The sequence below is a fragment of the Alkalilimnicola ehrlichii genome (assembly GCF_003399765.1).
Lineage (GTDB): Bacteria > Pseudomonadota > Gammaproteobacteria > Nitrococcales > AK92 > AK92.
Genome location: NZ_NFZV01000011.1, coordinates 36,139 through 60,180, shown reverse-complemented (window position 1 = coordinate 60,180; position 24,042 = coordinate 36,139). Strand labels below are relative to the sequence as shown.

The 24,042-nt window shown below is 57.8% G+C and carries 23 protein-coding genes and 1 pseudogene; all 24 read left to right on the top strand.

Annotated elements, in window-relative coordinates; translation table 11 throughout:
- Positions 1 to 41 precede the first annotated feature (41 nt).
- The 24 genes and pseudogenes from flgK (at position 42) to fliN (ending at position 24,033) form a co-directional block, all read left to right on the top strand.
- Positions 42 to 1,445, top strand: a complete 1,404-nt coding sequence (gene flgK, locus CAI21_RS11900) for a flagellar hook-associated protein FlgK (protein WP_116302485.1) — start codon at positions 42 to 44, stop codon at positions 1,443 to 1,445.
- A 3-nt stretch (positions 1,446 to 1,448) separates the two neighbouring features.
- Complete coding sequence (gene flgL / locus CAI21_RS11895) at positions 1,449 to 2,375, top strand: flagellar hook-associated protein FlgL (RefSeq protein ID WP_116302484.1); 927 nt, start codon at positions 1,449 to 1,451, stop codon at positions 2,373 to 2,375.
- 225 nt (positions 2,376 to 2,600) lie between these two features.
- Positions 2,601 to 6,242: a Mur ligase family protein gene (locus CAI21_RS11890; RefSeq protein WP_116302483.1), complete on the top strand. Its 3,642-nt coding sequence runs from the start codon at positions 2,601 to 2,603 to the stop codon at positions 6,240 to 6,242.
- A 78-nt stretch (positions 6,243 to 6,320) separates the two neighbouring features.
- On the top strand, positions 6,321 to 7,040 hold the full coding sequence (locus CAI21_RS11885) for a phosphocholine cytidylyltransferase family protein (RefSeq protein ID WP_116302482.1): 720 nt from the start codon (positions 6,321 to 6,323) through the stop codon (positions 7,038 to 7,040).
- Position 7,041: 1 nt separating this feature from the next.
- Positions 7,042 to 7,839: a LicD family protein gene (locus tag CAI21_RS11880; RefSeq protein ID WP_116302481.1), complete on the top strand. Its 798-nt coding sequence runs from the start codon at positions 7,042 to 7,044 to the stop codon at positions 7,837 to 7,839.
- 30 nt (positions 7,840 to 7,869) lie between these two features.
- Positions 7,870 to 8,937 (top strand): pyridoxal-phosphate-dependent aminotransferase family protein, encoded by a 1,068-nt coding sequence (locus CAI21_RS11875; protein ID WP_116302480.1) that lies wholly within the window; start codon positions 7,870 to 7,872, stop codon positions 8,935 to 8,937.
- 212 nt (positions 8,938 to 9,149) lie between these two features.
- Positions 9,150 to 9,971, top strand: a complete 822-nt coding sequence (locus CAI21_RS11870) for a flagellin N-terminal helical domain-containing protein (RefSeq protein ID WP_181919395.1) — start codon at positions 9,150 to 9,152, stop codon at positions 9,969 to 9,971.
- Between the two features lie 73 nt (positions 9,972 to 10,044).
- The gene (locus CAI21_RS11865; RefSeq protein WP_116302478.1) at positions 10,045 to 10,383 is read left to right on the top strand and encodes a flagellar protein FlaG; all 339 of its coding nucleotides are present in this window, start codon (positions 10,045 to 10,047) and stop codon (positions 10,381 to 10,383) included.
- A 55-nt stretch (positions 10,384 to 10,438) separates the two neighbouring features.
- Complete coding sequence (fliD, locus tag CAI21_RS11860; RefSeq protein ID WP_181919394.1) at positions 10,439 to 11,812, top strand: flagellar filament capping protein FliD; 1,374 nt, start codon at positions 10,439 to 10,441, stop codon at positions 11,810 to 11,812.
- A gap of 43 nt (positions 11,813 to 11,855) precedes the next feature.
- The gene (gene fliS / locus CAI21_RS11855) at positions 11,856 to 12,251 is read left to right on the top strand and encodes a flagellar export chaperone FliS (protein WP_116302476.1); all 396 of its coding nucleotides are present in this window, start codon (positions 11,856 to 11,858) and stop codon (positions 12,249 to 12,251) included.
- Positions 12,252 to 12,575 carry a flagellar protein FliT gene (gene fliT, locus CAI21_RS11850; protein ID WP_116302475.1) on the top strand — a complete coding sequence of 108 codons (324 nt, stop codon included), beginning with the start codon at positions 12,252 to 12,254 and terminating at the stop codon, positions 12,573 to 12,575. It abuts the gene before it with no gap.
- Between the two features lie 419 nt (positions 12,576 to 12,994).
- Positions 12,995 to 14,170 (top strand): sigma-54 dependent transcriptional regulator, encoded by a 1,176-nt coding sequence (locus tag CAI21_RS11845; RefSeq protein WP_220348065.1) that lies wholly within the window; start codon positions 12,995 to 12,997, stop codon positions 14,168 to 14,170.
- A 44-nt stretch (positions 14,171 to 14,214) separates the two neighbouring features.
- A complete protein-coding gene (locus tag CAI21_RS26275) occupies positions 14,215 to 14,439 on the top strand; it encodes a helix-turn-helix domain-containing protein (protein WP_181919393.1) in 225 nt (74 codons plus the stop codon).
- 234 nt (positions 14,440 to 14,673) lie between these two features.
- Positions 14,674 to 14,988, top strand: a complete 315-nt coding sequence (gene fliE / locus CAI21_RS11840; RefSeq protein ID WP_116302474.1) for a flagellar hook-basal body complex protein FliE — start codon at positions 14,674 to 14,676, stop codon at positions 14,986 to 14,988.
- A 53-nt stretch (positions 14,989 to 15,041) separates the two neighbouring features.
- Complete coding sequence (gene fliF, locus CAI21_RS11835; RefSeq protein WP_116302473.1) at positions 15,042 to 16,766, top strand: flagellar basal-body MS-ring/collar protein FliF; 1,725 nt, start codon at positions 15,042 to 15,044, stop codon at positions 16,764 to 16,766.
- A 22-nt stretch (positions 16,767 to 16,788) separates the two neighbouring features.
- Positions 16,789 to 17,774 (top strand): annotated as a pseudogene (gene fliG, locus CAI21_RS11830) (flagellar motor switch protein FliG).
- Complete coding sequence (locus tag CAI21_RS11825) at positions 17,774 to 18,490, top strand: flagellar assembly protein FliH (RefSeq protein WP_116302472.1); 717 nt, start codon at positions 17,774 to 17,776, stop codon at positions 18,488 to 18,490. The pseudogene fliG and the gene CAI21_RS11825 overlap by 1 nt, the downstream one beginning before the upstream one ends.
- Positions 18,487 to 19,851 carry a flagellar protein export ATPase FliI gene (fliI, locus tag CAI21_RS11820; RefSeq protein ID WP_116302471.1) on the top strand — a complete coding sequence of 455 codons (1,365 nt, stop codon included), beginning with the start codon at positions 18,487 to 18,489 and terminating at the stop codon, positions 19,849 to 19,851. Before CAI21_RS11825 ends, fliI begins: the two co-directional genes overlap by 4 nt.
- Positions 19,852 to 19,928: 77 nt before the next feature.
- Positions 19,929 to 20,351, top strand: a complete 423-nt coding sequence (fliJ, locus tag CAI21_RS11815) for a flagellar export protein FliJ (RefSeq protein ID WP_181919392.1) — start codon at positions 19,929 to 19,931, stop codon at positions 20,349 to 20,351.
- A 64-nt stretch (positions 20,352 to 20,415) separates the two neighbouring features.
- Positions 20,416 to 20,703 carry a hypothetical protein gene (locus CAI21_RS11810; protein ID WP_116302469.1) on the top strand — a complete coding sequence of 96 codons (288 nt, stop codon included), beginning with the start codon at positions 20,416 to 20,418 and terminating at the stop codon, positions 20,701 to 20,703.
- A complete protein-coding gene (locus tag CAI21_RS11805; protein WP_116302468.1) occupies positions 20,676 to 21,647 on the top strand; it encodes a flagellar hook-length control protein FliK in 972 nt (323 codons plus the stop codon). The genes CAI21_RS11810 and CAI21_RS11805 overlap by 28 nt, the downstream gene beginning before the upstream one ends.
- Positions 21,648 to 22,051: 404 nt before the next feature.
- Positions 22,052 to 22,567 (top strand): flagellar basal body-associated FliL family protein, encoded by a 516-nt coding sequence (locus CAI21_RS11800; RefSeq protein ID WP_116302467.1) that lies wholly within the window; start codon positions 22,052 to 22,054, stop codon positions 22,565 to 22,567.
- A gap of 3 nt (positions 22,568 to 22,570) precedes the next feature.
- Positions 22,571 to 23,593, top strand: coding sequence for a flagellar motor switch protein FliM (gene fliM / locus CAI21_RS11795; RefSeq protein ID WP_116302466.1), 1,023 nt, complete (start codon positions 22,571 to 22,573; stop codon positions 23,591 to 23,593).
- Positions 23,590 to 24,033 carry a flagellar motor switch protein FliN gene (gene fliN, locus CAI21_RS11790; RefSeq protein WP_116302465.1) on the top strand — a complete coding sequence of 148 codons (444 nt, stop codon included), beginning with the start codon at positions 23,590 to 23,592 and terminating at the stop codon, positions 24,031 to 24,033. The genes fliM and fliN overlap by 4 nt, the downstream gene beginning before the upstream one ends.
- The last annotated feature ends 9 nt before the right edge of the window (positions 24,034 to 24,042 follow it).

The window sequence follows — 24,042 nt, the reverse complement described above, 5'->3', positions numbered from 1 at the left end:
GAAACCCGGCGGATTCCGGGAATCAGTGGAGTGCCTTTCTCATGGCAGACTTATTGGGCATTGGTATTTCTGGCCTATTAGCTTTTCAGCGCGGTCTGGCAACGACCTCACATAATATTAGTAATGTGAACACCGAAGGTTATAGCCGTCAGAGTGTCAGTTACGGTACGCGGATGCCGCATCCCTCTCCGGGAGGCTGGATGGGGACCGGGGTTAACGTAACCTCCATTAATCGCATAATGGACGAGACGCGTAACAACTCGGTCAGAACTAATCAGTCCGAATTCCATGAGTTAAAGGCTTACGCGGATCTTGGCGCCCGGCTGGATAATCTCGTCGCCGATAAAAACGCCGGCCTCGCACCGGCTATGCAAGGCTTGTTCGACGCCATGCAGCAGGTGACGACCGATCCGACGTCGATCTCGGCGCGGGAGATCGTGATCGCGGAAGCGGATAATTTGGCGGCGCGGTTTGCCTTCTTCGAGAATCGTTTCAGCGAGCTGGATCAGGATATTAACCGTAACATCGAAGTGCAGATTCGCGAGGTCAACGAATTTGCCGGCGAGATTGCGCGGTTAAACAAAGAAATCCAGATGCTTGAAGGGCGCCCGGGCGGGCCGCCCAACGATCTGCTCGATAAGCGGGATCATGCCCTAAGCGAGTTGTCCAAACGCGTCGGCGTCTCCAGCGTGATCCAAAGCGACGGTACGATGAACGTGTTTATCGGCAGCGGACAGGCGTTAGTTGTTGGTCACAGCGCATTTGAGCTGACTACCGTCGAGCCCGCCGTTCATAATCCCGACGACCCTTCTCGGGTCGAGATTGGCATCGTGCGCGGCAACGGGGATCCGATTAACATCACGCGTCATCTTACCGGCGGCTCGATTAGCGGTTTGTTGGATTTCCGGGAGAACATCCTCGACCCCGAGCGGGAAGAGCTGCGGCGCTTGGCGGAAACCATACACGATACGTTTAACGAAGCGCATTCCCAGGGTTACGACCTGGACGGTAACCCGGGCGGCGATTTCTTCGCCATGGAGGGTGGTCGCTTAGTTGTGGCGCTCGACGATGCGCGCCAATTGGCAGCCGCAGGTAGTCTAGACCCGAACGGCGATCCGCAGGTTGGCGATAACGAAAATATGCTGGCGATGATCGAGCTGGCCAACGAGCGGCACGACGAGCTGGGTAATGCATCGTACCAGGACTTCTACGCGTCGCTTGTCGGTCGTGTCGGTACTCAAACGATGCGCGCCAATATGAACATGGATGCGCAGCAGGTATTACTGAATCAAGCGATTGCGGCGCGGGAAGAAGTTTCTGGGGTCAACCTGGAGGAAGAAGCCGCCAACTTGATGCGCCTACAGCAGTCCTACCACGCGGCTGCGCAATCGATTGCTGTGGCCGACACCCTGTTCCAGTCGTTGCTGGATGCGGTGAGGAGGTAATTCATGCGTATTTCCACCGGTCAGTTTCAGGCGGTGAGCTTGCAGAGCATGCTTGAGCGGCAGGCGCAGCTGAGCAAAACGCAGCAGCAGTTGGCGACCGGGCGGCGCGTGTTAACGCCGGCGGACGATCCGGCCGCAGCCGCGCGCGCGCTCGACCTGACGAGGTCCATCGACGAGCTTGAGCAGTATCAAAAGAACGCCGATCGTGCATTGATGCGGATGAACATGGAAGATACCGTGCTCGATCAAGTGGGGGACATTATTATTCGCCTCAATACGCTGGCTATGCAGGCGAAAAACGACACTAACGGCCCTGCCGAGCGCGCCCTTATCGGCGAAGAAGTCAAGGAGTTGTTGCAGGCAACGGTACAGTTGGGCAACACCATGGACGGCACCGGCGAGTATTTGTTCGGCGGTTACAAGAGTCAGACCCCGCCGTTCGTGTTCGACGGCGACGGTGACGTGGAGTATCAGGGCGATGAAGGCGAGCGGCGGTTTAAAGTTGGCCCAAGCCGCGAGGTCACCATCGCCAATAGTGGTCAGCGCGCGTTCATGGATATTCCCGACGGCGAGGGCGGCACCCGCTCCTTATTTGAAACCATGAACAATATGCTGAACGCATTGCAGCCGGATGACCCGGCGGCGATCGATATTCATGAGGATTTAGGCCAGGTTATGGCCGATTTCCAGCGCGCGACGGAACACGTTCTCGAAAATCGGGCGCGGGTTGGCGGCCGTATCAACGTTATCGAATCCGAAATGGAAGGCAGCAGCATGGCTTTAGTGGAACTCAAAGCGGCGCTGTCGGCTGCGGAGGATCTCGACTACGCCGAGGCGATCAGTCGTTTCACGCTGGAGCTGGTCGGTTTGGAAGCGTCTCAGATGAGCTATATGAAGATTCAGGGCTTGTCTTTGTTCAATTACATCTAGCGGTTAGCTCGCAGCGACAGCGTCCGGTGCTTCGGCGGCGGACGCTGAGCTCTCCTCCCGGCGGTGCGACGTTGGTCGCAGTTCCTCTAAGAATCGCCGTCTATTTGCGGACTTCCGCCCCGCTTGGCATACAACCTGCAATCTCCCCGTATATGTCAAAAAAACGCCACAGTTCTATCGCGTATAGGGCTGGTATGCGCGATCCGATGCGGGGACCACGCCATAATGAGCAGCAGGAAAAACAATCGTACTGCGAACAAACGTCAACATACGCTTTCCGGTCGCGGAGCCAGCAGTGCCGCTGTTGCTAAAGCGGCTGCTGAGCAGAGCGCGAGTATCGAGTCATTGTTGCAGCAGGCCATGCATGCGCACGAACAAGGGCAGGTCGTTCAAGCCATGGCTGCGTGTCAGAAGGCGTTGGCGCTGCAACCGGATCATGATGGCGCGCTGCACCTGACGGGGCTGATGGCGGTTAGCACGGGCAATCTCGAGATTGCCGAGAACATGCTAACCCGCGCCGCCAATGTCGAGCCCCATAACGCGGATTACCGTAATAGCTTGGGCTTCGTTCAGTATCGGCGGGGAAAGCTGCGCGATGCTGCGGCGTCGTTTAATGCGGCGTTACGGATCGACCCTTCGCATCGCGATGCCCAGGATAACTTTAAGGCGATTTCGCAAGCGCTGGAGGAAAGCGGGCAAGCAGGGGACGCAATAGCGCCGGCGGATGACCAAACTTTGGCGGACGTTGAACGCTTGATTGCGGCTGGAGACTTCAAGCAGGCGGCCGAGACCTGTGCCGCCTTTGCGAAGCAGGTACCGGACGGGGATGCCCGGCCTTTGTACTTGCTGGCGTTGTTAAATCGCCATGTCGGCGATTTACGTAAAGGTATAACCTTTATCGAACGTGCCTTAGATCGCGATCCCGCGCAAGGCAAGTGGTGGGCTTTGTACGCCGACTTACTTGAGGTTCGGGGGCAGAGTATAGAGGCAGAAAACGCGCGACAACAGGCGAAAGCGCTTGGCGTTACGACCGCTGAGCGGGTTAGCGGGGCGAATGCTCGGAAACCGACGCAGCAGAGCGCACCTGCCAATACCGGAGCGCCAACAGCCGCTCCGGTGCCTGTAGCGAAGAACATCGATCCCGTTCCGATGACTAGCGGTGCGGCGGGCAAGAATCGCATCAAAACCACCTTTAAGGCCCTTAAGAATACGCTTGTTACGGAAGGTTGCCGGTTAGGGTTGGCCGAGCCTACCTTCACCGTCGATATTTATTTGCGCAAGGCGCCGGAGGATGTCGCTGCCTTTAACCGGCGAATGCGAGCCAAGGCCGACAATTTCTTCCCGGAGGGCCCGTTAGCCGGGCTGCACGAAGGCGCTTGGCCGAGCGCATACCTGATACAGGAGGAGGAAGAGATATCCTTCGACGGTAAGCCTTTAGCCGAGGTGGGGGCTTGGGTAGTCGCATTGAGTATCGCCGCGCAGCGTTTGATCGGCGACGCGGTGTGGAAAGGGCGTGTGCTCGCGGCGGACGACGAGCGGGTCACGATCGCTATCCCTTGGCAACGCCGTAAAGCGGCGTCCGAGGCGTTGCAGCATGCGGTGCAGTGTATTCAAGAATGGACGCGGGAGGCGAAGCAAAAGCGGGATGAAGCGCTCGCCGCTATTTATGAGTGGCATGAAGGGTATCGGGCCGGCGGCTTGGAACCTATGAATAGCTATCTGGCCTTGGCGGCGAAACGGCGGGGCATTCCTGTGCGCTCGCTGGGTCAGCAGTTTGTGTTTATGGGGTGGGGCGTCAACGGTCGGCGCATGAATCTCTCGATTTCCGAGAACACCTCGTGGGTCAGTTTGATCGCAGCCCGCAATAAGTACTATGCGAGCGTGTTGCTGGAACGCGGCGGCGTTCCGGTGCCGCCGGCCAAGCTGGTGAACACGCTCAGTGCAGCACGGGCAGCGGCCGCCGAATTCGGTTGGCCCGTTGTTGTGAAACCGGCGGGCGAAGATCAAGGCGTCGATGTCGTGCCAGGCATTATCGACAGTACGATGTTGCGGGAAGCCTTCGAAAAGGCCATCCGGAATACCAAGGGCGCGGTACTGGTCGAGAAACATGTGCGCGGAGACGACCATCGCCTGTTGGTGGTGAATGGCAAGATGATCGCTGCGGCACGGCGCGAACCTGCTGCGGTGGTAGGGGATGGCGAGCGCACGGTAGTTGAGCTTGTCGAAGCGACCAATGCCGACCCCCGGCGCGGTACCAGCAAAAGCAGTCTGTTGATGCAGTTCGAGCTGGATGCGGAGGCGCTTGCCTTATTAGAAGATCAAGGCCTTAGCAAAGACTCAGTCCTGGCCGCCGGTCAAACCGTGGCGTTACGGCGGACGCCAAATATCAGTACTGGCGGCACCGCGGTAGACGTGACCGACGAAGTGCATCCGGATAATGCTTATCTTGCGGTGCGAGCGGCCAACATATTAGGTCTGGAAATCGCCGGCGTCGATCTGCTGTGTCCGGATATTAGTCGCTCCTGGCGCGAAACCGGCGGCTATATCTGCGAGCTCAATGGCGGCCCGGGTTTGCGTCCGCACTGGTTGGGGGCTCCGCAGCGGGAGTTGTGCGGCGAGATCATCGATAACTTATACCCCCAACATCACTGGCGCATTCCGACTGCCGCGATTACCGGTACCAACGGTAAAAGCACGGTCTGCCGAATGTTGCATTGGATTTGGATGACGGCTGGCAAAACGACCGGTGTTGCGACCACTAACGGCGTCTGGATCGACGATTTCCTGGTTGACGATAGGAACCTCTCCGGTAATCCGGGCGGCGTCAGGATTTTGACGGATCGTACGGTAGAAACCGCCGTTATCGAAATGCCACGTAAGGGGTTGATTTATCTTGGTCATCCGTGCGATCGCTACGATGTCGCGGCGCTGCTGAATGTTAGAGACGATCACATCGGCGTCGACGGCATCCATAGCTTAGAGGAAATGGCATGGCTTAAGGCAGAAGTGCTTGAGCACGCGACCGATGCGGTGGTGGTGAATGCCGACGACCCTCTGTGTATGAAAATGTTGCAGCGCTCCGGGGCTAAGCGGCATTTGCTCGTCGCCGAAAGTCTCGATTCGCCGCCCATGCAAGCGCATTTGCGCGACGGCGGGGCAGGTGCTTATATCGGCGAGCGCGATCGGACCCGTTGGCTGGTGTTGGCGGAAGGTGCCAATGAGCATTATCTGGTGCCGCTGGACGCTATCCCGGCCACTATGAACGGGCTGCTCCGCTTCAACGAGGCGAACGCTTTGTTTGCGGCGGCGTTGGCCTGGGCGCAAGGTGTGCCGCTGGCAACCATCGAACAGGCTTTGCGCAGCTTTGTTAGTACGCCGGAGCGCAATCCCGGGCGCTATAACTTCATCGATGGCTTTCCTTTCCAAGTGGTGCTTGATTATGGCCACAACCCCGACGCAGCGAAGGAGTTGTGCCGCGTTGTGAGGCAGCTGCCGGTTTCCGGCAAGTTGCACCTGGTCAGTTTGAAGTTGGGTTTACGGCACAAAGCGCACATCGGCGAGATCGTGCCGGTGCTTGCCGATACGTTTGATACCTTCACCCTCAGTTGTAGCCCGGAAGTCGTGGAAGACAGCCCGGAGTATGCCGGTCGCGATCCGCTGCGCAATATGCTCGGTTATTTCGAATCCTGCTTAATCGAGGCAGGCGTGGATCCGTCCATTATCGAAACGCATATCGATCAGCAACAGGCCATCCGAGAAGGCTTGGCCAAGGGGCGGCCGGGCGACTTGGTGTTGGTGCTGTCGGAGCCGGATGTCGCACTACCCATCATTAATGCCGAAAAAGAACGTTTCATGGCTGGGTCGTGATCGCTCGCGCGATTCGGGGCTCAGCCATGCCCTATAGCCAGCCGTTTTAGAAGCGCGCGGACCATAGGAGACGCTTTAGTGCAAGCTATTTTAATGGCCGCTGGTCGGGGGACGCGAATCAGCAAGGATATCAATGGAGTGCCTAAATGCACGTTAGACGTGTGCGGACAATCCTTGATTCGGTATACGTCCGAATTATTGCTGGATAACGGCGTCGACGTTGCGGTGACCGTTGGCTTCCGGTCGGGGCAGGTGGTCGAGCAGCTACGAGGGTTGCCGGTAGACGTTTTCTTTAATCCGTTCTACCGCGTCACCAATAGCATTGCCTCCCTCTGGTTTGCCAAGGATTTTTGGCAGGACGACGATGTGTTGTTGATGAATGCCGATGTTTATATCGAGCAAGATACGCTGGATCTTATCGCTAGCGAGCGCTCTTCCGCCATGTTGTTGGCGGATTGCCGGCGGGTCGAGCAGGGGGATTTCTTTCTGCAATACGAAAACGGCCGCTTGCTGAAGTACGGTAAGCAATTGCCGGTGGAGGAGCGTACTGGGGAATACGTCGGGCTTGCCAAAGTGGCGCATCCGTTTAAAGCGACGTTTCTCGATAAGCTGCTCGAAATGATTAGCGCGGAACGCTACAACGATTGGTGGGAAAACGTGCTCTATGAGTTGTCCGACGAGGGTGCTTCGATAGACGTGGTCGAAATCGGTAGGCGGTTCTGGTCGGAGATCGATCAAATGGGCGATTACCGATATATCTTGCGATGGTTGAACGCAAAGCAGAAGGTTACGGGCTAATATGCATCTGTTGGAGCCGGGAGCGACTCATGGCGGCGCGCTTACGCAGGATGAGATCCATCGCATCTTGTTCGATATGCTGGCGACGGTCGATGCCATCCTCGCTCGGCATCGAATCCGTTACATGGTCGGTTTCGGCACCCTCTTAGGCGCGGTGCGCCATCGCAGCTTTATACCGTGGGACGACGATGTCGATATCTGCGTGTTACAAGAAGACTTACCCCGCGCCATCGCATGCTTGAGTAATGAGTTGCCGCCGCATTTCGCCGTCCTCGGGCGTGGCGAAGACAGCTTCGGTTGGGATGTGGACGTCCGCGTTCGCGATTGCCGTACCGTCGTCATCGAGCCTGGCCAGACAGTGGGCGATAACGCCGCAGCGGGGGCGCGAGGATTATTCGTCGATGTCATGGCCGTGCCTGCTATCAAGCCGCTGACGCGGTTGAATTACACCCTGGAACGACAACTGCTGGCCTGGATGGCCGCCGACGGTCGGAGAGTAATCCGTAAAGCCGTAGGCCGCCCTATATTAATGTTATTGCAGCTACTCGCATTAGGTTTGGCGCAGTGGCCGGCAAAACGAAAACGGCTAATAAGCGATCGATGGCTCGGCGGTCTGTACGCTGAGCAAGCCGTATTTCCGCTTGCGGAGGTGCATATCGAAGGGCGCCGTTTTCCCGCGCCGAGTTGTTTTCACCAGGTGTTGTCGGATTTATATGGCGATTATATGAAGCCGCCCTCCGACGTAGACCGCAAAAGACACTTTGTTGAGTGTTACCGAATGCCGGACACTGCCCCTTAAGAGAAGGGATACATCGAGAAGGTGGTTGATATGACCTTATTTACGGTAGGCCCGGTAGAAATGGATGCGGAGACCCGCCAACTTGGCGGGCAAGCGCTGCCTTATTTTCGAACCGCCGAGTTCTCAAACAAAGTGCTGGAGCTGGAGGCAAATCTAAAGGCGTTGTTGGGTACGGCTGCCTCCTCCAAAGTCGCTTTGTTGACCGCTTCCGGCACGGCCGGCATGGAAGCGGCGGTAATGAATGTTTTTACCGATAAAGACCGGGTTATTGTCGTTAACGGCGGCGGTTTCGGCGCTCGCTTCTCTGAAATGCTGGCGGTGCAGGGGGTCCCTTACACGGAGCTTAAGTTAGCATTCGGCGAGGTGCTGACGGCTGCGCATTTCGATGCTTTCGAAGGAGGCGGATACACGGGGCTCCTGGTCAACCTGCACGAAACCACAACCGGCCAGCTATACCCGATCGAGCTCATCAGCCGGTTTGCCAAGAGCGCAGGGCTGACGTTGGTGGTTGACGCCATCAGCACTTTTTTAGCGGATCCCTATTATATGGACGAATGGGGAATAGACGTCAGTATTGTTAGCTCTCACAAAGGCTTGGCTTTGCCGCCTGCGATTTCCGCCGTTGTGGTTAACGAGAAAACATGGCTGGAGCGCGTGAGACGGGCCGCGCCGCCTTGCTTGTATTTCCGCTTGGCGGACTATTTCGACAATATCCGGCGAGGGCAAACCCCCTACACGCCGGCCGTAGGCGTTCTCTTACAGATGCATCAGCGTTTGCTGCGCTTACGCGAAACAGGTTTGCCGGCGCTGTTGGATCGCGTCGGGGGATTGGCGGAGGATTTTCGCCGCCGCTTGCGCGGTTTGCCCAATTTTCGACTGCCCGATTATCCGTTGTCGAACGCGCTTACGCCGGTGATTTGTCTTAACCAGAATGCACAGGAAGTATTTCGGCGGGCGCTGGCAGAGGCTTCCTTGGTGTTGACCCCAGCAGGCGGTGAAATGGCCGATTTCTTGTTGCGCGTTGGGCACTTAGGCGAGTTGCAGTCGGCGGATAACGAACGTTTGATCCAGTTCCTTGACTCTTTCGCAACCTCTTGATCGTCTTTGTCCCGTTCTTCCCCTAAAGCATTCCCGTGGATCGCCGATAAACCGAAACAGAGGCACTTAATGGTCTCTGCTGCAGGGCTGTCAGGCTTTCAACCCAGGGCTAAAGGTCCGCCGCAGCTGGTCGATAAGCTAACTGAAGACCAAGCAACCCGAACCAACGGGGATTAAACGGCTATAACGCCGGGAATAGTAGGAGACGAATCATGTCCGTGATCAACACTAATATCATGTCGATCAACGCCCAGCGTAACCTGGCTGGCACGCAGGGTGGCCTGCAGACTGCTATGGAGCGTCTGTCCTCCGGTCTGCGCATCAACAGCGCGAAAGACGACGCCGCTGGCCTTGCAATCGGCAAAATCATGGAATCCCAGGTTAACGTTATTAACCAGGGCATCCGTAACGCGAACGACGGTATCTCCATGATCCAGACCGCCGAAGGCGCGCTGGAAGAGGTTCACGTCATGTTGCAGCGTATGGAACAGCTGGCCATGCAGGCTGCTAACGATACCCTCGGCGAAGACGAGCGCGACCTGATCAAGCTCGAAATCGACGAGCTGGTCGACGAGATCTCCGCTATTGCCGATCGCACCACCTTCGGTGGCGGCGACTCCCTGCTCAACGGCGACATGACGGATGGCATCATCATCCAGGTCGGCCAGGGCACCGGCGACCAGATCGAGCTGGACTTCAGCACCAACGTTAGCGATCTGCCGGGTCTCGACGCGATGGCTGTGGACAACAACGCTAACGCTGTTGCCGCCATGGGCACCATTCGCGAAGCGATCAACCAGGTCAGCGAAATCCGCGCTGAGTTCGGTGCCGCTCAGAACCGTCTTGAGCACAACGTTGCTAACTTGCGGGTTACCGCCGAGAACCTGGAAGCCGCTAAGTCCCAGATCATGGACGCCGACTTCGCTCAGGAAACGGCTAACCTGACCCGTGCCCAGGTACTGCAGCAGGCGGGTACCGCCATGCTGGCACAGGCTAACGTTGCTCCGCAGAACGTACTGAGCCTGCTCCAGTAATAGCGCTTAATAACGATCGGTTCCGCGCGAGCGGAGCCGATCGTTTTCCCGATTCCGAAATGAGGGTAAGCACATGGAGATCCGAAGCGGGGTAGCGGTGCCCAGTAAAGACGGCATGGATGTCGTTGTAGACCCGTCCGCTAATAAACGGGGGGTCGGCTTTGCAAAGCCGATTGCCGACCGAGAAACGCTAGCGGACGCCGTTGAGAAAGTGAACGAGCACATCGAGGTGGTGCGGCGCGAGCTGCAATTTAAGGTGGACGATGTGACCGGGCGCGTTGTGGTGAAAGTGCTGGATAGCAGCACGCAAGAGTTGGTCCGGCAAATACCGTCCGAAGTCGTGCTCGATATCGCGCGGCGACTACGGGAAGGCGAAGCCTTAGGCGGTGCATTTTTTGACGAGCTAGTGTGAATCGTTGGCGAGAATCTTGCAGTTTGTCTTGCAAGAGATGGCAGGAGATGAATGTATGACTATTACCGCGATGGGAATGGGGTCCGGGCTCGATATTGCAGGGATCGTTAATCAGCTAGTGGCTGCCGAGCGAGCGCCGCGTCAGGCGCGGATCGATCAGCGGGAAAGTCGGGCGCAGGCCGAGTTGTCGGCACTAGGCACCTTGAAATCCGGCCTCTCAAAGTTTCAAGGCACACTGGAAGGTTTTAAAGACGGTTCCGCCTTCAATAGCCGTCTGGCAAGCAGCAGTCATGAAGATGCGGTAGGCGTTACTGCCGGTAGCAAGGCCCAAGCAGGCCAGTATAGTGTCCGCGTCGACCAGTTGGCGCAGGCGCACAAGGTTCGAACCGGCGATTTCGACAGTGCTAGCGAAGTCGTAAACACCGATGCCGGCGTCATTACGTTGACGGTTGGCGGCGAGGCGGTCGATATCGATATTGCAGCCGGCAGCAAGCTGTCCGACATTCGCGATGCCATCAATCAGGCGGATGCCGGCGTCAATGCAACGATCGTTAATGTCGACGGCGACGACGGTACGCCGGTGGCCCGGTTAGTGTTGACCGCAACCGAGACGGGAACCGCTAACGAGATTTCCATTCAAGCCGGAGGCGAACTCGATCGCTTCGATTCGGCTAACCTGTATACCCTTGAAGAAGCGCAGAACGCGATTATTCAGGTGGACGGGCAGCAGGTAACGCGCAGCAGCAACGACATCGACGATGTGATCGACGGCGTCACGCTGAGCTTGCAGCCGGGCTCCGAGGGGGTCTTAGCGAGCGTTCGCATCGACCTCGATCAAGAAGGGGTGACCGAGGCAGTTAACAGCTTCATCGAAGCCTACAATGCGTTGCACAGGCAGATGCGGCAGCTTTCCCATTTTAACGTCGATACCGGGCAGCGAGCGGCATTGGCCGGCGATTCGACGATTCGCTCGATTTCGTCGACTTTGTCGATGCAGTTGTCGCAACCGCTTAACGACGATCCGGATTCTCCGTTCACAGGCTTGATGTCGATCGGCATCGAATATCAGCGCGATGGAACGTTGCGCTTGAACGAAACGAAATTCAACGAAGCCTTGGCGCAGGATTTCGACGCGGTTAGCGATATGTTCGGTGGCGACGACGGTCTTGCCGCTCGGCTTGACGACGCCCTCGATCAATACAGCGGTCGCGACGGTTTGTTGGGAACCCGCGAAGATGGGGTGCAAAGTACCTTACGGCGGGTGGAAGACGACCGGATGGCGTTGGATCGCTACATGGAGCGCTACGAGGGGCGGGTCCGGCGTCAATTTACTAACCTGGATATGATGGTCGCTCAGATGCAAAGCACAAGCGACTTCCTAACCGGCCAATTGGCTAACTTGCCGTTTAACAACATAGGCAAGCGGTAAGCGTCTGTTGTCGCAGTAACATCCAATACGGGAGCGGCGAAATATGAGTTGGGGCATAAATCAATACCAGCAGGTTGCATCCTCTAACGCAACCGTTGCCAGCCCGCATCAACTAGTGCAAATGCTTCTGGATGGAGCGCTGACTCGCTTGGCGAAGGCTAAAGTGGCGATGAAGAGCAAGCGGAATGCGGAGAAAGGAGAGCATATCAGCCGCTTTCTCGCGATCATCGACGGCTTACGGACGAGTCTCGATCATCAGCAAGGCGGCGAGTTAGCGGCGAATCTCGACAGCTTATACGCCTACATGCAGCAGCAGGCTACCCTGGCCAATGCTCGTAACGATCCGAAGCGTGTGGATGAGGTCGTCCGTTTGCTTAAAGAGATTAAGAGCGGTTGGGAAGGTATCGCGCCGAGCCAGCAGGCCACCGGAGGGCGTTAAGTGAACGACGCCGATACGCGCAAGGCACAAGCCGATAAATTACTTGAGTTAACGCAAACCATGGTGGATTTGGCGCGCGAGCAGGCTTGGGAAGACTTTGAGCATCGGCAGCAGGAGCGAGATGCGCTTTCGCGAGCGCTGTTCGCCGACGACATGCCCGAAGCCGCGGCGGAATTCGTGGCCGAGCGGGTGAGCCAAGTGCTGGCGATGGATCCGGAATTAATGGCCCGCGTTCAACAAGCGCGAGACGAGGCGGGTCACGCTATGCGCGAATTGAAACAAGCACAGCAGGGTGCGGCGGCCTACCAGCGCTTCTCCCGCTGATCGTGGCTAAGGAGCGGCCTATCTCGGTTCAGGTTTGGGCTGAGGTAGGCCGTTCGCGTAAGCGGGACAACGACCGTCAATAAAACGCTCCGCATCCGCCTGCGCAGCGGATGGCGTCAAAACGTGAGAATAGGCCGACGCTTCCTGACTTTTGTGGGGTTTGGAGCAGCGCGCGAATATTCGATCTTGTGACAAATTTCTCCTTATGAAGGGGTCTGGTTCCGCTCCGAATGACGGTTTCTCGGCGTTTTAGGCACTTCCAATGCCCACTTTTTTCTTATTTTGTTGCACCGCAGCGTGACACTTTCCTCCCCCTCCTCTAACGTCGGATTTTTGACGGACGATTGTCGCTGAATGGCGACATAGAAAAGAAAAGACAGGGGGGTCGCTCGCTTTATCCCAGACACAGGAGGGGGACTGTGGTCAAGGTCCTAGTTATTGATCAGGATCGGGAACGGGCTGCATCCGTAGAAGCTGTAGTTACTTTTCTGGATCACGATCCGCTGGTTGTCAGCGACTTTTCATTGTTATGCGAGACGTTGCGCGAGCAGCGTAACCAGCTTGCCTTATGCTTGATTGTCGCCGGGGGCGATGGGGACGGACGCGCGCAAACCCTGTTGTGGGAACAGGCGCCGGATCTACCCGTTTTTATGCTCGCATCGGCCGGTGCGGGACGGCCTAAAGTCGCCACCATGAGTGCCAGCATGCTCGGAACGCTGGAGCTACCTTTGAAGCAGGCTCAGTTCGCGGCGGCGCTCAAGCAAGCCTTGAGTTACAACACGCAGAGCCGGGATCGCTCGGTGCCACGGTTTACCGTTCCCCGCCTAGTTGGGCAAAGCCGTTCGATGCAGCGTGTGCAACAATTGCTGCAGAAGGTGGCGCCGACCGATGCCAATGTATTGATATTAGGCGAGTCCGGTACCGGCAAAGAGGTGGTGGCGCGCAATCTGCACGCCCAATCGTCCCGCCGCAATAAGCCTTTTGTGCCGATTAATTGTGGCGCCATTCCGCCCGATTTACTGGAGTCGGAATTGTTCGGCCATGAGAAAGGGGCATTTACCGGGGCGATTAGCAGCCGTCAGGGCCGATTTGAAATGGCTCAGGGCGGAACCTTGTTTCTCGACGAAATCGGCGATATGAGCCTGCACATGCAGGTCAAGCTGCTGCGCGTCTTGCAAGAACGGTGTTTTGAGCGGGTGGGCTCGAATAAAACCATTCATGTCGATGTGCGCGTCATCGCCGCGACGCACCGCGATTTGGAAGCGCGAGTTGCCGACGGCGAGTTCCGAGAAGATCTGTTTTACCGGCTGAATGTCTTTCCGCTCGAGATGCCGCCGCTGCGGAAGCGCCCGGCTGATATTCCGGTGTTGGTCGAAGAGCTAGTACGTCGGATCGAGGATGACGGCCGTGGGTCGGTTCGCATCAGTCCGGCCGCGCTATCGGCGCTCAGCCAGTATCACTGGCCGGGCAACGTGCGCGAGTTAGGGAATGTTATAGAACGCTTGGCGATTCTTTATCCCTATGGCGAAGTAGGGCTTGACGACCTGCCAGATAAAATTCGGGGGCGGGTACCGACGACGATGCCGACTCCTTAGAGACAAGCAGCGAACCTGGTGTCGAGAAGGATCTCGTCGGAACCTTGGCGGCCAGCAAAGAGGCGCCTGCAGCGCCTTGGGCGCAGGACGGCATCGATCTGAAGGACTATCTGGCCGAGTTGGAAACGCAGCTGATTCGACGCGCGTTGGACGAGGCCGACGGTGTCGTCGCTCAGGCGGCGAAGCTACTGAAATTGCGTCGTACCACACTGGTCGAAAAGCTTCGTAAGTACGGTATCGAACGTCAGGACGAGGCTTCTTTTGGCTGAGGCCTTGCTTTTCCTGGCGATGGCCGGGGCGAATGTCTGACGCCGACCTGCGCAGCGTCAAGAAACAGGCGCTGCGTAGGTCGAAGCGCTCTCCTGCAACCTTTCATGGTTTCCCTATCGAAAAAGGAATTTCTGCAAAAACAATGCCCTAGGTGGCGTTGTTGGAACGGGTTGGGGCCTTGGCACAAATTATGTATGGGCGGGGTAACCCTAGTTGCGAGCACGAGGTTTGCAATGTCCGACATGAAGATTCAACAAAGCCTGGCTGAGATGCAGGCGCTGGCGACACAGGCGAAAGGTCTGGAGCAGACGGCAGAAGCCGGAAAGTACGGCGACTTCGCCGACATGCTCAAGCAAGCCATTGATGGTGTGAACGCACAACAGATTAAAGCAGGCGAGCTAAGCGAGGCATTTGTGCGCGGCGAAGACGTATCGTTGACGGATGTGGTCGTTGCCGGACAGAAGTCGCGTATTGCCTTTGAAGCCGTAAAACAAGTTAGAAACCACGTGCTGGAAGCTTACCAAGAAGTTTCTCGCATGCAGATTTAGTGAACGGCGGATGACAGTGGGCATGGCTATGACGAAGGGAATGGGAGCGGGTAATGGCTGAGGCTGGTCAAGCATTGACGCCGAGTCCTGATACTGCGCCGGCTCAACCGCAGCTAGCGCAGGCTCAGGGCGGCCCGCGGGGAATTCCGCAGTTCGGACAGTTCCTCGGCAACGATAAGATGCTGCGCCAAGGCGGCTTGATTCTCGGCCTGGTGGCTGCGATCGCCGTTGGCGTGGCGTTGTTTTATTGGGCCCAGGAACCGGTCTATCGCCCGCTTTACAGCAATCTCGAAGAGCGCGATGCGGCGCAGATTTTGGCTGCGCTCGAAGGGAACAATATCCCGCACCGGGTCGATAGCGGTAACGGCACCATCGAAGTGCCGGTAGGCGACGTTCACCGGGTACGTATGCGCTTAGCGGCGGACGGCTTGCCGCAGGGGAGCGGTGTCGGCTTTGAGATGCTGCAGCAGGATCAAAGCTTCGGAACCAGCCAGTTCATTGAAAATGCGCGTTTCCAGCGCGCCTTGGAAACCGAGTTGTCGCGTTCTATTACCACGATGCAGGCGGTTGAGAGCGCGCGGGTGCATTTGGCGGTGCCAAGGCAGTCGGTGTTCGTTAGTCAGCGTAGCGAGCCGCGTGCCTCAGTGGTCTTGCAGTTATCCCAGGGCGGCAACCTGGGCCAAGGCCAAGTGCAGGCCATTATTAATCTCGTCGCCAGTTCGGTGCCCGAACTGTCAGCGGAGAACGTGACCGTTGTCGATCAGCGCGGGCGGCTCTTGAGTCGGCGCGAAGAAGACCGTTTAAGCGGTAGCGCCCGCCATCTTGAGTATCAGCAGCAGTTAGAAGAACGCTACGCGCGACGGGTCGAGAACCTGTTGGCGCCGATTGTCGGTAACGGCCGTGTGCGAGCGGAAGTTAGCGCTCGGTTGGATTTTTCCGAAGAGGAAAGCACTTCCGAGATTTACGACCCCGACCGTAGCGCCGTACGCAGCGAGCAAGTGCTTGAGGAGCGGCGTCGGGGCGGGTCAAACGAGGCCATCGGTATCCCTGGTGCGCTGACCAACCAACCTCCGGGCATCGGCCAGATGGAGGAAGACGCGGCAGCGGAAGCCGATCAGCAGGCGCTGTTCGACCTGACCAATAGCGCCACCCGCAATTTCGAAGTGAGTAGAACGGTAACGCATAACCGTCGCCCCACGGGCGTGATCGAGCGCGTCACCGTGGCGGTACTGGTCGACCAACCGCTGCAGGCTAACGAGGCCGGCGAGATGGTCCGCGTGCCGATGGAGCAGGCGGAGATCGATCAGCTGACCTTGTTGGTACAAGACGCGGTTGGGTTCGATGCCGCACGTGGCGATACGATTAATGTGATTAGTGCCGCGTTTCAGGACGTCGTAATTGCCGACGATCCCCACGAAGTCCCGATTTGGGAACAACCCTGGGCGTGGGAAGTGGGCAAGAGTGTGCTGGCGCTATTGCTGGGCTTGGTCCTGATTCTTGCTGTCATTCGGCCATTGGTGATGGGGCTTGTGGGCACGCGTCGCGCGGATGAAGATGCCGATGCCGGGGCCGATGATGTAGCGCAGCTCGAGAATGACGATGAGACGCGCCAATTGCCCAGTCCGGAGCAGAAGAGCGACAGCACGAGGGACTTGTTGATGTTTGGCGACGACGGTGGCTCCTACGAAGCATCGCTGACGGCGGCGCGCCAGGTAGTCAGTCAGGAGCCGGCGTTAGCGGCGAACGTGGTTAAGAACTGGTTGGGACAAGATGACTGAGAGAGACCGTAGCGGAGAGCTGATGACCAACGCGGAGCGGGCCGCGATCTTCATGATGTCCATCAGTGAAGACGAAGCCGCTAGCGTGATGCGTCATTTAGGGCCTAAAGAAGTCCAAAAACTTGGTCAGGCGATGACGCAGCTGCGTAACGTCAACCGCGAGCAAGCCGCCGAGGTACTACAGGATTTTATCGGCGCGGTTTCTCAACAAACCACACTCGGCCTCGACGCGACGGACTATATCCGGAAGGTGCTGGTCAAGGCATTGGGCGAAGAGAAAGCCGGCGGTATTCTCGATCGGATCATGATGGGGGCAGCACCCGAGGGCTGGAGCAGCTTAAGTGGTTGGATGGCAAAACCATCGCCGAGATGGTGCGACTCGAGCACCCGCAGATCGTTGCCATTGTGCTGTCTTACCTGGATAGCGATCACGCGGCACAGGTGGTGGCCGAGCTGCCGGAACGTTCGCGACACGACATCATCATGCGCGTAGCGACGTTAGAAGGGGTGCAGCCGGCCGCGTTGCAGGAATTGGACGAAATTATGGCGCGTCAATTTACCGGCAAGCAGCGTCTGAAATCCTCCAGTATCGGCGGATTGCAGTCCGCAGCCAATATTCTCAACCACTTAGATTCCAGTGTCGAAAACTCGATCATGGGCCAGATCCGCGATATCGATAACGAACTGGGCGAGCAGATCCAGGATCTGATGTTCGTGTTCAGCGACCTGACCGATATCGACGATCGCAGCATGCAGTCCCTCTTGCGGGAAGTGGAAACCAACACCCTGGTACTTGCGCTCAAGGGTGCCGACGAAGGTATGAAGGAGAAGGTGTTCAAGAACCTGTCGCGGCGTGCCGGCGAGATGCTGAAAGAGGATTTGGCGAGCAAAGGGCCGGTTCGGATTACCGATGTCGAAGCGGCGCAGAAAGAAATCTTGGCCACCGCCAAGCGCATGTCCGACGAGGGGCAAATTGCCCTTAGCGGCACCGGTGAAGAGTTCGTCTAATGGCTTCCTCCAAGGTTATATCGGGCCGTGGACTGGACGATAGCGAGGTCAGCCGTTGGGAGCTGCCCGATGTCGGCGATTACCCGGCCCGGGAAGAGCCGGAGGAGCCCGAAGAGGAGTTAGAGCCGGGTACCCAGCTGCTGACGGTTCAGGAAATCGAGGATATTCAAAACGCCGCATACGAAGAAGCTTACGCGCGCGGCTACCAAGAGGGGCGGGAGACCGGGCATCGGGACGGGTTAGCGCTCGGCGAGAAAGAGGCGCGCAAAATTCAGGCCGAACTTGCCGAGCACCTGGGTAGTATTATCAATACTTTAGCCGAGCCTCTCGAACAGCTCGACGACGAGGTGGAAGAGGAGTTGCTTGAGCTGGCGATGGCGCTGGCACGGCAGATCATTCGTCGAGAGCTGCAGACGCAACCGGGCGAGGTCGTGGCGATTGTACGCGAAGCCTTGGGCGTGCTGCCGATGGCAAGTAGAGATGTGACAGTGCATGTTCATCCCGAGGATGCGCAGTTGTTACGCGAGGTTCTCGGCGATAGCGACGAGGGGCGCAATTGGCGCTTTGTCGAAGACGCGACGTTAAGTCGAGGCGGTTGTCGGGTGGTAACGCCGGTAACGCGGATCGATGCCACTGTCGAGCATCGGATTGCCGTGTTGGCAAGCGAGCTGCTTGGCGGCAATCGCGACGAAGATGCCGAGGAGGAGGCGCGATGAACCGGCTAGAGCTGCGGCGCGCGGCGCGTTGGGCGACGCGGCTCAAGGTTCGTCGCGACAAACTGCGGCGTCCGGAACTCACCGTTGAAGGCACCTTACGGCGTATGGTGGGTTTAACCCTGGAAGCAGACGGCTGTGAGGCTCCCGTTGGCTCGCGTTGCTTGGTCCGCAATCACGATGGTTCCGAAGTCGAAGCGGAAGTTGTCGGCTTCGGAGGCGAGCGGCTCTATTTGATGCCCACAGCCGATCTGCACGGGTTAACGCCGAATGCACGTGTCATACCTAAAGGGCGCGATTCGGAGGCAAAAGTTGGCCCAGCCCTGTTGGGGCGCGTGCTCGACGGCAGCGGCCGGCCGCTCGACGGTCGAGGGCCGATTGATGCCGATGATCGGGTGCCGCTGGTCGGGCGTGCGATTAACCCGCTAGATCGGGCGCCTATCAAGGAGCCGTTAGATGTCGGCGTGCGGGCGATCAACGCCTTGTTCACGGTCGGCCGAGGGCAGCGCATGGGCCTTTTCGCCGGTTCGGGCGTTGGTAAAAGCGTGCTGCTTGGCATGATGACACGCTATACCACAGCCGATGTGGTTGTCGTTGGTTTAATCGGCGAGCGTGGTCGCGAAGTCAAAGAGTTTATCGAAAACATCCTCGGCGACGAGGGCCGACAACGGTCCGTCGTTGTGGCGGCGCCGGCGGATAACTCCCCGTTGATGCGTTTACACGGCGCCATGCTGGCAACCAGTATTGCCGAATACTTCCGGGATCAGGGCTTGCAGGTCCTGCTGTTGATGGATTCCCTCACTCGTTATGCGCAGGCGCAGCGTGAGATTGGCTTAGCCATCGGCGAGCCGCCAACGACCAAAGGCTATCCCCCCTCCGTATTTGCCAAGCTACCGCATTTGGTCGAGCGCGCCGGTAACGGTAAAGACGGTGGCGGTTCGATTACTGCCTTCTACACAGTGCTTGCCGAAGGCGACGATCAGAACGATCCGGTTGCCGATGCGGCGCGGGCCATCCTCGATGGGCATTTGGTTTTGTCGCGGCGTTTAGCCGACGCCGGCCATTATCCGGCAATCGATATCGAGGCGTCTGTGAGTCGGGCGATGCTCAATATCACCGATTCCGATCAACGCAAGGCCGTTCAGCACTTCAAGCAACTGTATTCTCTATTCCAGCAAAATGAAGACTTAATCAATGTCGGTGCTTACCAGCGCGGCTCAGACGCACGGATAGATGCGGCGATCAACGCTTATCCGCGGCTGATGGAGTTCTTGAAGCAAGATTTTGACGCGAGCCAGGATTTTGCCAGCAGTCGAGAAGCGTTAATGCGGCTGCTGTTTCCGCCGAATACCGAACAGCAGTAAGTACGTCGGCTAGCGTGACGTGAACGTGGGATAACGGAGCGGTAGTAGTCATGGGTGCCAAACCGAGATCGAAGCGAATGGAGCCGGTAAAGCGGCTCGCTAACGAGCACGCAGACCGTGCTGCGAAGCAATTCTCGCAACAGCGCCAGCAACTGGACGAACAACAGCAGCGATTGGCGCAGCTGGAGTCGTTTCGACAGGAATATCGAGGGCGCTTACAGGCGAACGCGCGGGGCGGCATCGACCCGTTCCGGCTACAGGATTACAACGCCTTTATTGCCCGCATTGATGCGGCGGTGGTGCAGCAGAAAGAGGCGGTCGTCCGTAGCGAGTACGATGTCGAGCGCTCGCGCAGTCAGTGGCTGGAAGTGTTAAGTCGGTCGCGGGCGATCGATAAGTTTGTCGACCGGGCGCGGGCCGATGAAGTCAAGCAAGTCGAACAGCGCGAGCAGCGTCGGCAGGACGAGCGGCCGTGGCGGCCGCGACCGCTTTCCGATTGATAGCCAAATAAAAATGGCCCGAATTTTGCTTCGTCCAAACGAAGCGTATTGCATGGGGTGAACCATGATTTCTTCAGCCGGGTTTAACCTGAAGCTCGACGCGTTACAGGCGTTGTTCGATGGGGTGCAGCTAGAAGAGGGGGAAGGCGGCACGTTTCTCGACATTCTGTCGGGGTTGCAGGAGGCCGGGTTTTCCGAAGAGCAGCTGACGGCCTTGCTTCAGCAGGGGGGCTTGCGGAAGGTCTGGCGGGCGGTCAAGGAAAGTTGCAGTCGTTGCTCTCCGGCGAAGCGGAGTCGCAGGGTGGAACTCCCGTTCCTACTGCCATGCTCGATGAGCTTGGGGAACAACTGATTGCTAAGTTACCGCCCAATGTGCTGGCCCAGCTTCCGGAGAATGTCCTGGCTCGCTTACAAAACGCAGCGATGCCGACAGAAGGCCGTGAGGTTGTGGGGCTGGTCGGGGGCGGCCGAGCAAGCGGGTTGAGCGGCGGTACGGCGAACGATGACGGAAAACCGACGCCCGCGGCCAACGGCCCACAAACTAATCTTGGCGACCGTCTGTGGGCTGAACTCGGTAATCTCGGGGTGCTGGGTAAGTTGATGAATCCTACGCCTGGGGTGAGCGACGGGTTCGAGGCGCCTAAGCCGGAGATGCTAGGCGCCCGGCCGCAAGGCCTGACCGAGGCGGCGCTGCTTAACCAACTGCAAGCGCGGTTGAACACGGTGCAGGGCGAGGGCGCGTTACGTGCCGTCACCGCTAATGCGGATGCTACGCAGCGGGTCGAAGGCGAGACCGCAGCCGGTTTGTTGGCTGAGGCCGGCATGAGGCAAAGCACGACGCAGCAACGGACGGTCGCCGGCATCCCGACGTATTCGGTGCAGACGCCGGTTAATCAGCCCGGTTGGGGGCAGGCGATGGGCGAGCGTTTAACCTGGATGGTGCGCAACGGCATCCAGCAGGCGCGTATACGTCTCGACCCGCCGAGCTTGGGGCCCATGGAAATTGCCATCGCCGTCAAGGATGAGAAGACGACGATCCAGATCCAAACGCACAATGCACAAGCGCGCGAGGCCTTGGAAGCGGAAATGCCGCGCTTGCGTAGCATGCTGGAGGAAGGCGGGTTTGCGAGCGTTGATGTTGGCGTATCGCAGCAACAAGCCGGCCAGGACAATTCGCCGGAAAACAGCTTGTTCGCTCGCATGCTTAAGGGTGCCGACGAAGAGGAAGTGGCGGACGATGCCGTTGAGGCCAATATCCCGCCTCGGCAGCTGGGGTTGGTGGATCAATACGCTTAGGCGTTTTCTTAAACGGAATGTTCTATTGCCGAGAACCGACTTGGGCAACCAGGTCGGTTTTTCTTTTTGGTAACGACGCGCGCACCTAACGGGCATGGGCCCGGCCTCTGCTCATGAGGATTGCCCGCATGCAAGTCAATATTGTTGCGTCGAGTTTTTGACGCTGGCTGTGGCGAGCATGCAGAGCGGCTTGCGCGTTCGGGTGTAGCGGTATGCGCACGTTCTACTTCGGCGGCCGCGTTGCGGCCTTCGACAATTCAAGGAGATACGTGACCTTGTTCTAGCATCCGAAACAGCGGCCGCTAATAGATGAAGGTGCTGCGGACGTTTGGCCAAATGGGGCACAGAACGCTGGCACAGGTTTTGCTCTACTCATTCTGACAGCGAACTGGAGAGAATTTCCGATGGCGAAGGAAGAGGCGGGACAAAGAGAGAAAAAAGGCGTCCCGATGGTATTGGCGGCTTTGGTCGCGGCGGTTGCTTTGTTACTGGGTATATCGGGGACCTTGGGCTTGATGATTACCGGGCTGGTTCCGGTCGCCGGGCTGCATCCCGAGTACACCGTGATTCGTGCGGTAGATGCGGAGGATCACTCGGCCCGCGCACCGATCTATATCGCGCTGGAACCGCCTTTTGTGGTCAATGTCGATCGCAATGGCCGTCGAGCCTTCTTGCAGATCACTGTTGAGGTCATGACGCGGAACGAAGAGCTGGCGGAAGCTTTGCAAGCGCATACGCCGGTGATTCGCAATAACCTGTTGATGTTATTCGGCACTGTTGAATATGCCGAAGTGCAGACCCGTGAGGGTAAGGACAGGTTGCGTCACCAAGCGTTGGCCGAGATTAATAAGGTGCTTAAGGATAAAGGCGCTCCGGCTCTGCTTGAGGAGCTGTACTTCACCGGCTTTGTGATGCAGTAGCGTATGGCACAACAAGACATACTTAGTCAGGACGAGATCGATGCGCTGCTACATGGCGTAGACAGCGGCTCGGTCGGGACCGGCGAGGACGAAGAGGTCTTTGACGGTCCGGTACGGTCCTACAATTTTAATGCGCAAGAACGCATCGTGCGTGGGCGGATGCCCACGCTAGAGATGATCAACGAGCGTTTTGCGCGTTTATTCCGTATTGGCCTTTTCAACATGTTACGGCGGACGCCGGAAGTATCGGTCGGCGGCGTTGAGCTTATGAAGTTCAGCGAGTACGTACACACCCTGTACGTGCCGACCAGCCTCAACATGGTGAAGGTGAGCCCTTTGCGCGGTACGGGCTTATTTGTACTCGATCCTAAGCTCGTGTTCGTGACGGTGGATAACTTCTTCGGCGGCGACGGCCGCTTTATGGCCAAAATCGAAGGCCGCGAGTTTACCGCCACCGAGCTGCAAATCATCCGCCGGGTACTCGATCAAGCCTTTGAAGATATTCGCGATGCTTGGGCACCGGTGCTGCCGCTTGAGTTCGAGTACTTGAACTCCGAGGTGAATCCGCAGTTTGCCAATATCGTGAGTCCGTCGGAAGTCGTTGTCGTCAGCCGGTTCCATGTCGAGCTTGACGGCGGTGGAGGGGATTTTCACATCACCTTGCCGTACACGATGATCGAGCCGATACGGGACTTGCTCGATACCGGTTTTCAAAGCGACCGCAACGAAGTGGACGAGCGTTGGGCGCGTTCGGTACGGGAAGAGATGAAATCCGCCGAGGTCGAAACCCTCAGCGTTCTTACCGACGTGACCATCAGTCTGCGCGACGTACTGAAACTAAAGGCCGGCGACATTCTGCCTATCGATATGCCGGCGCGCGTGCCGTTGATGGTGGAGGACGTGCCGGTCTTCTGGGCCGAGTATGGCGTTGCGAACGGTAATGCTGCGGTCAAAATCATCGAGCCGGTGCAAACGCCGGACATCGATTCGCTGCCACTGCCGATCTTGAGGAACGAGAGAAGATGAGCGACGAGGATACCAACAAGGTTGATGCTGCCGCATCCGAAGACTGGGCGGAAGCCATGGCCGAACAAGAGGACACTTCCGCTACCGGCGAGCAGACGGCGGGACCCGAAGAGTCGGTACAGAACGCCGAAATGCAAGATTTTTCGGGTGATCCGGATATCGAGGGTTTGGAAGACGAGGACATCAACCTGGATGTCATTCTCGACATCCCCGTGACCTTGTCGATGGAAATTGGCCGCACGCGTGTCAGCATTCGCAACCTTTTGCAGTTGAACCAAGGCTCGGTAGTGGAGTTGGATCGACTGGCGGGCGAGCCGTTGGACGTGATGGTGAACGGCACCTTGGTTGCTCATGGCGAAGTCGTCGTGGTTAACGAGCGGTTCGGTATTCGTCTGACCGACGTTGTCAGTCCCGCTGAGCGAGTGAAAAAACTGCGCTGAGGAGAGGGT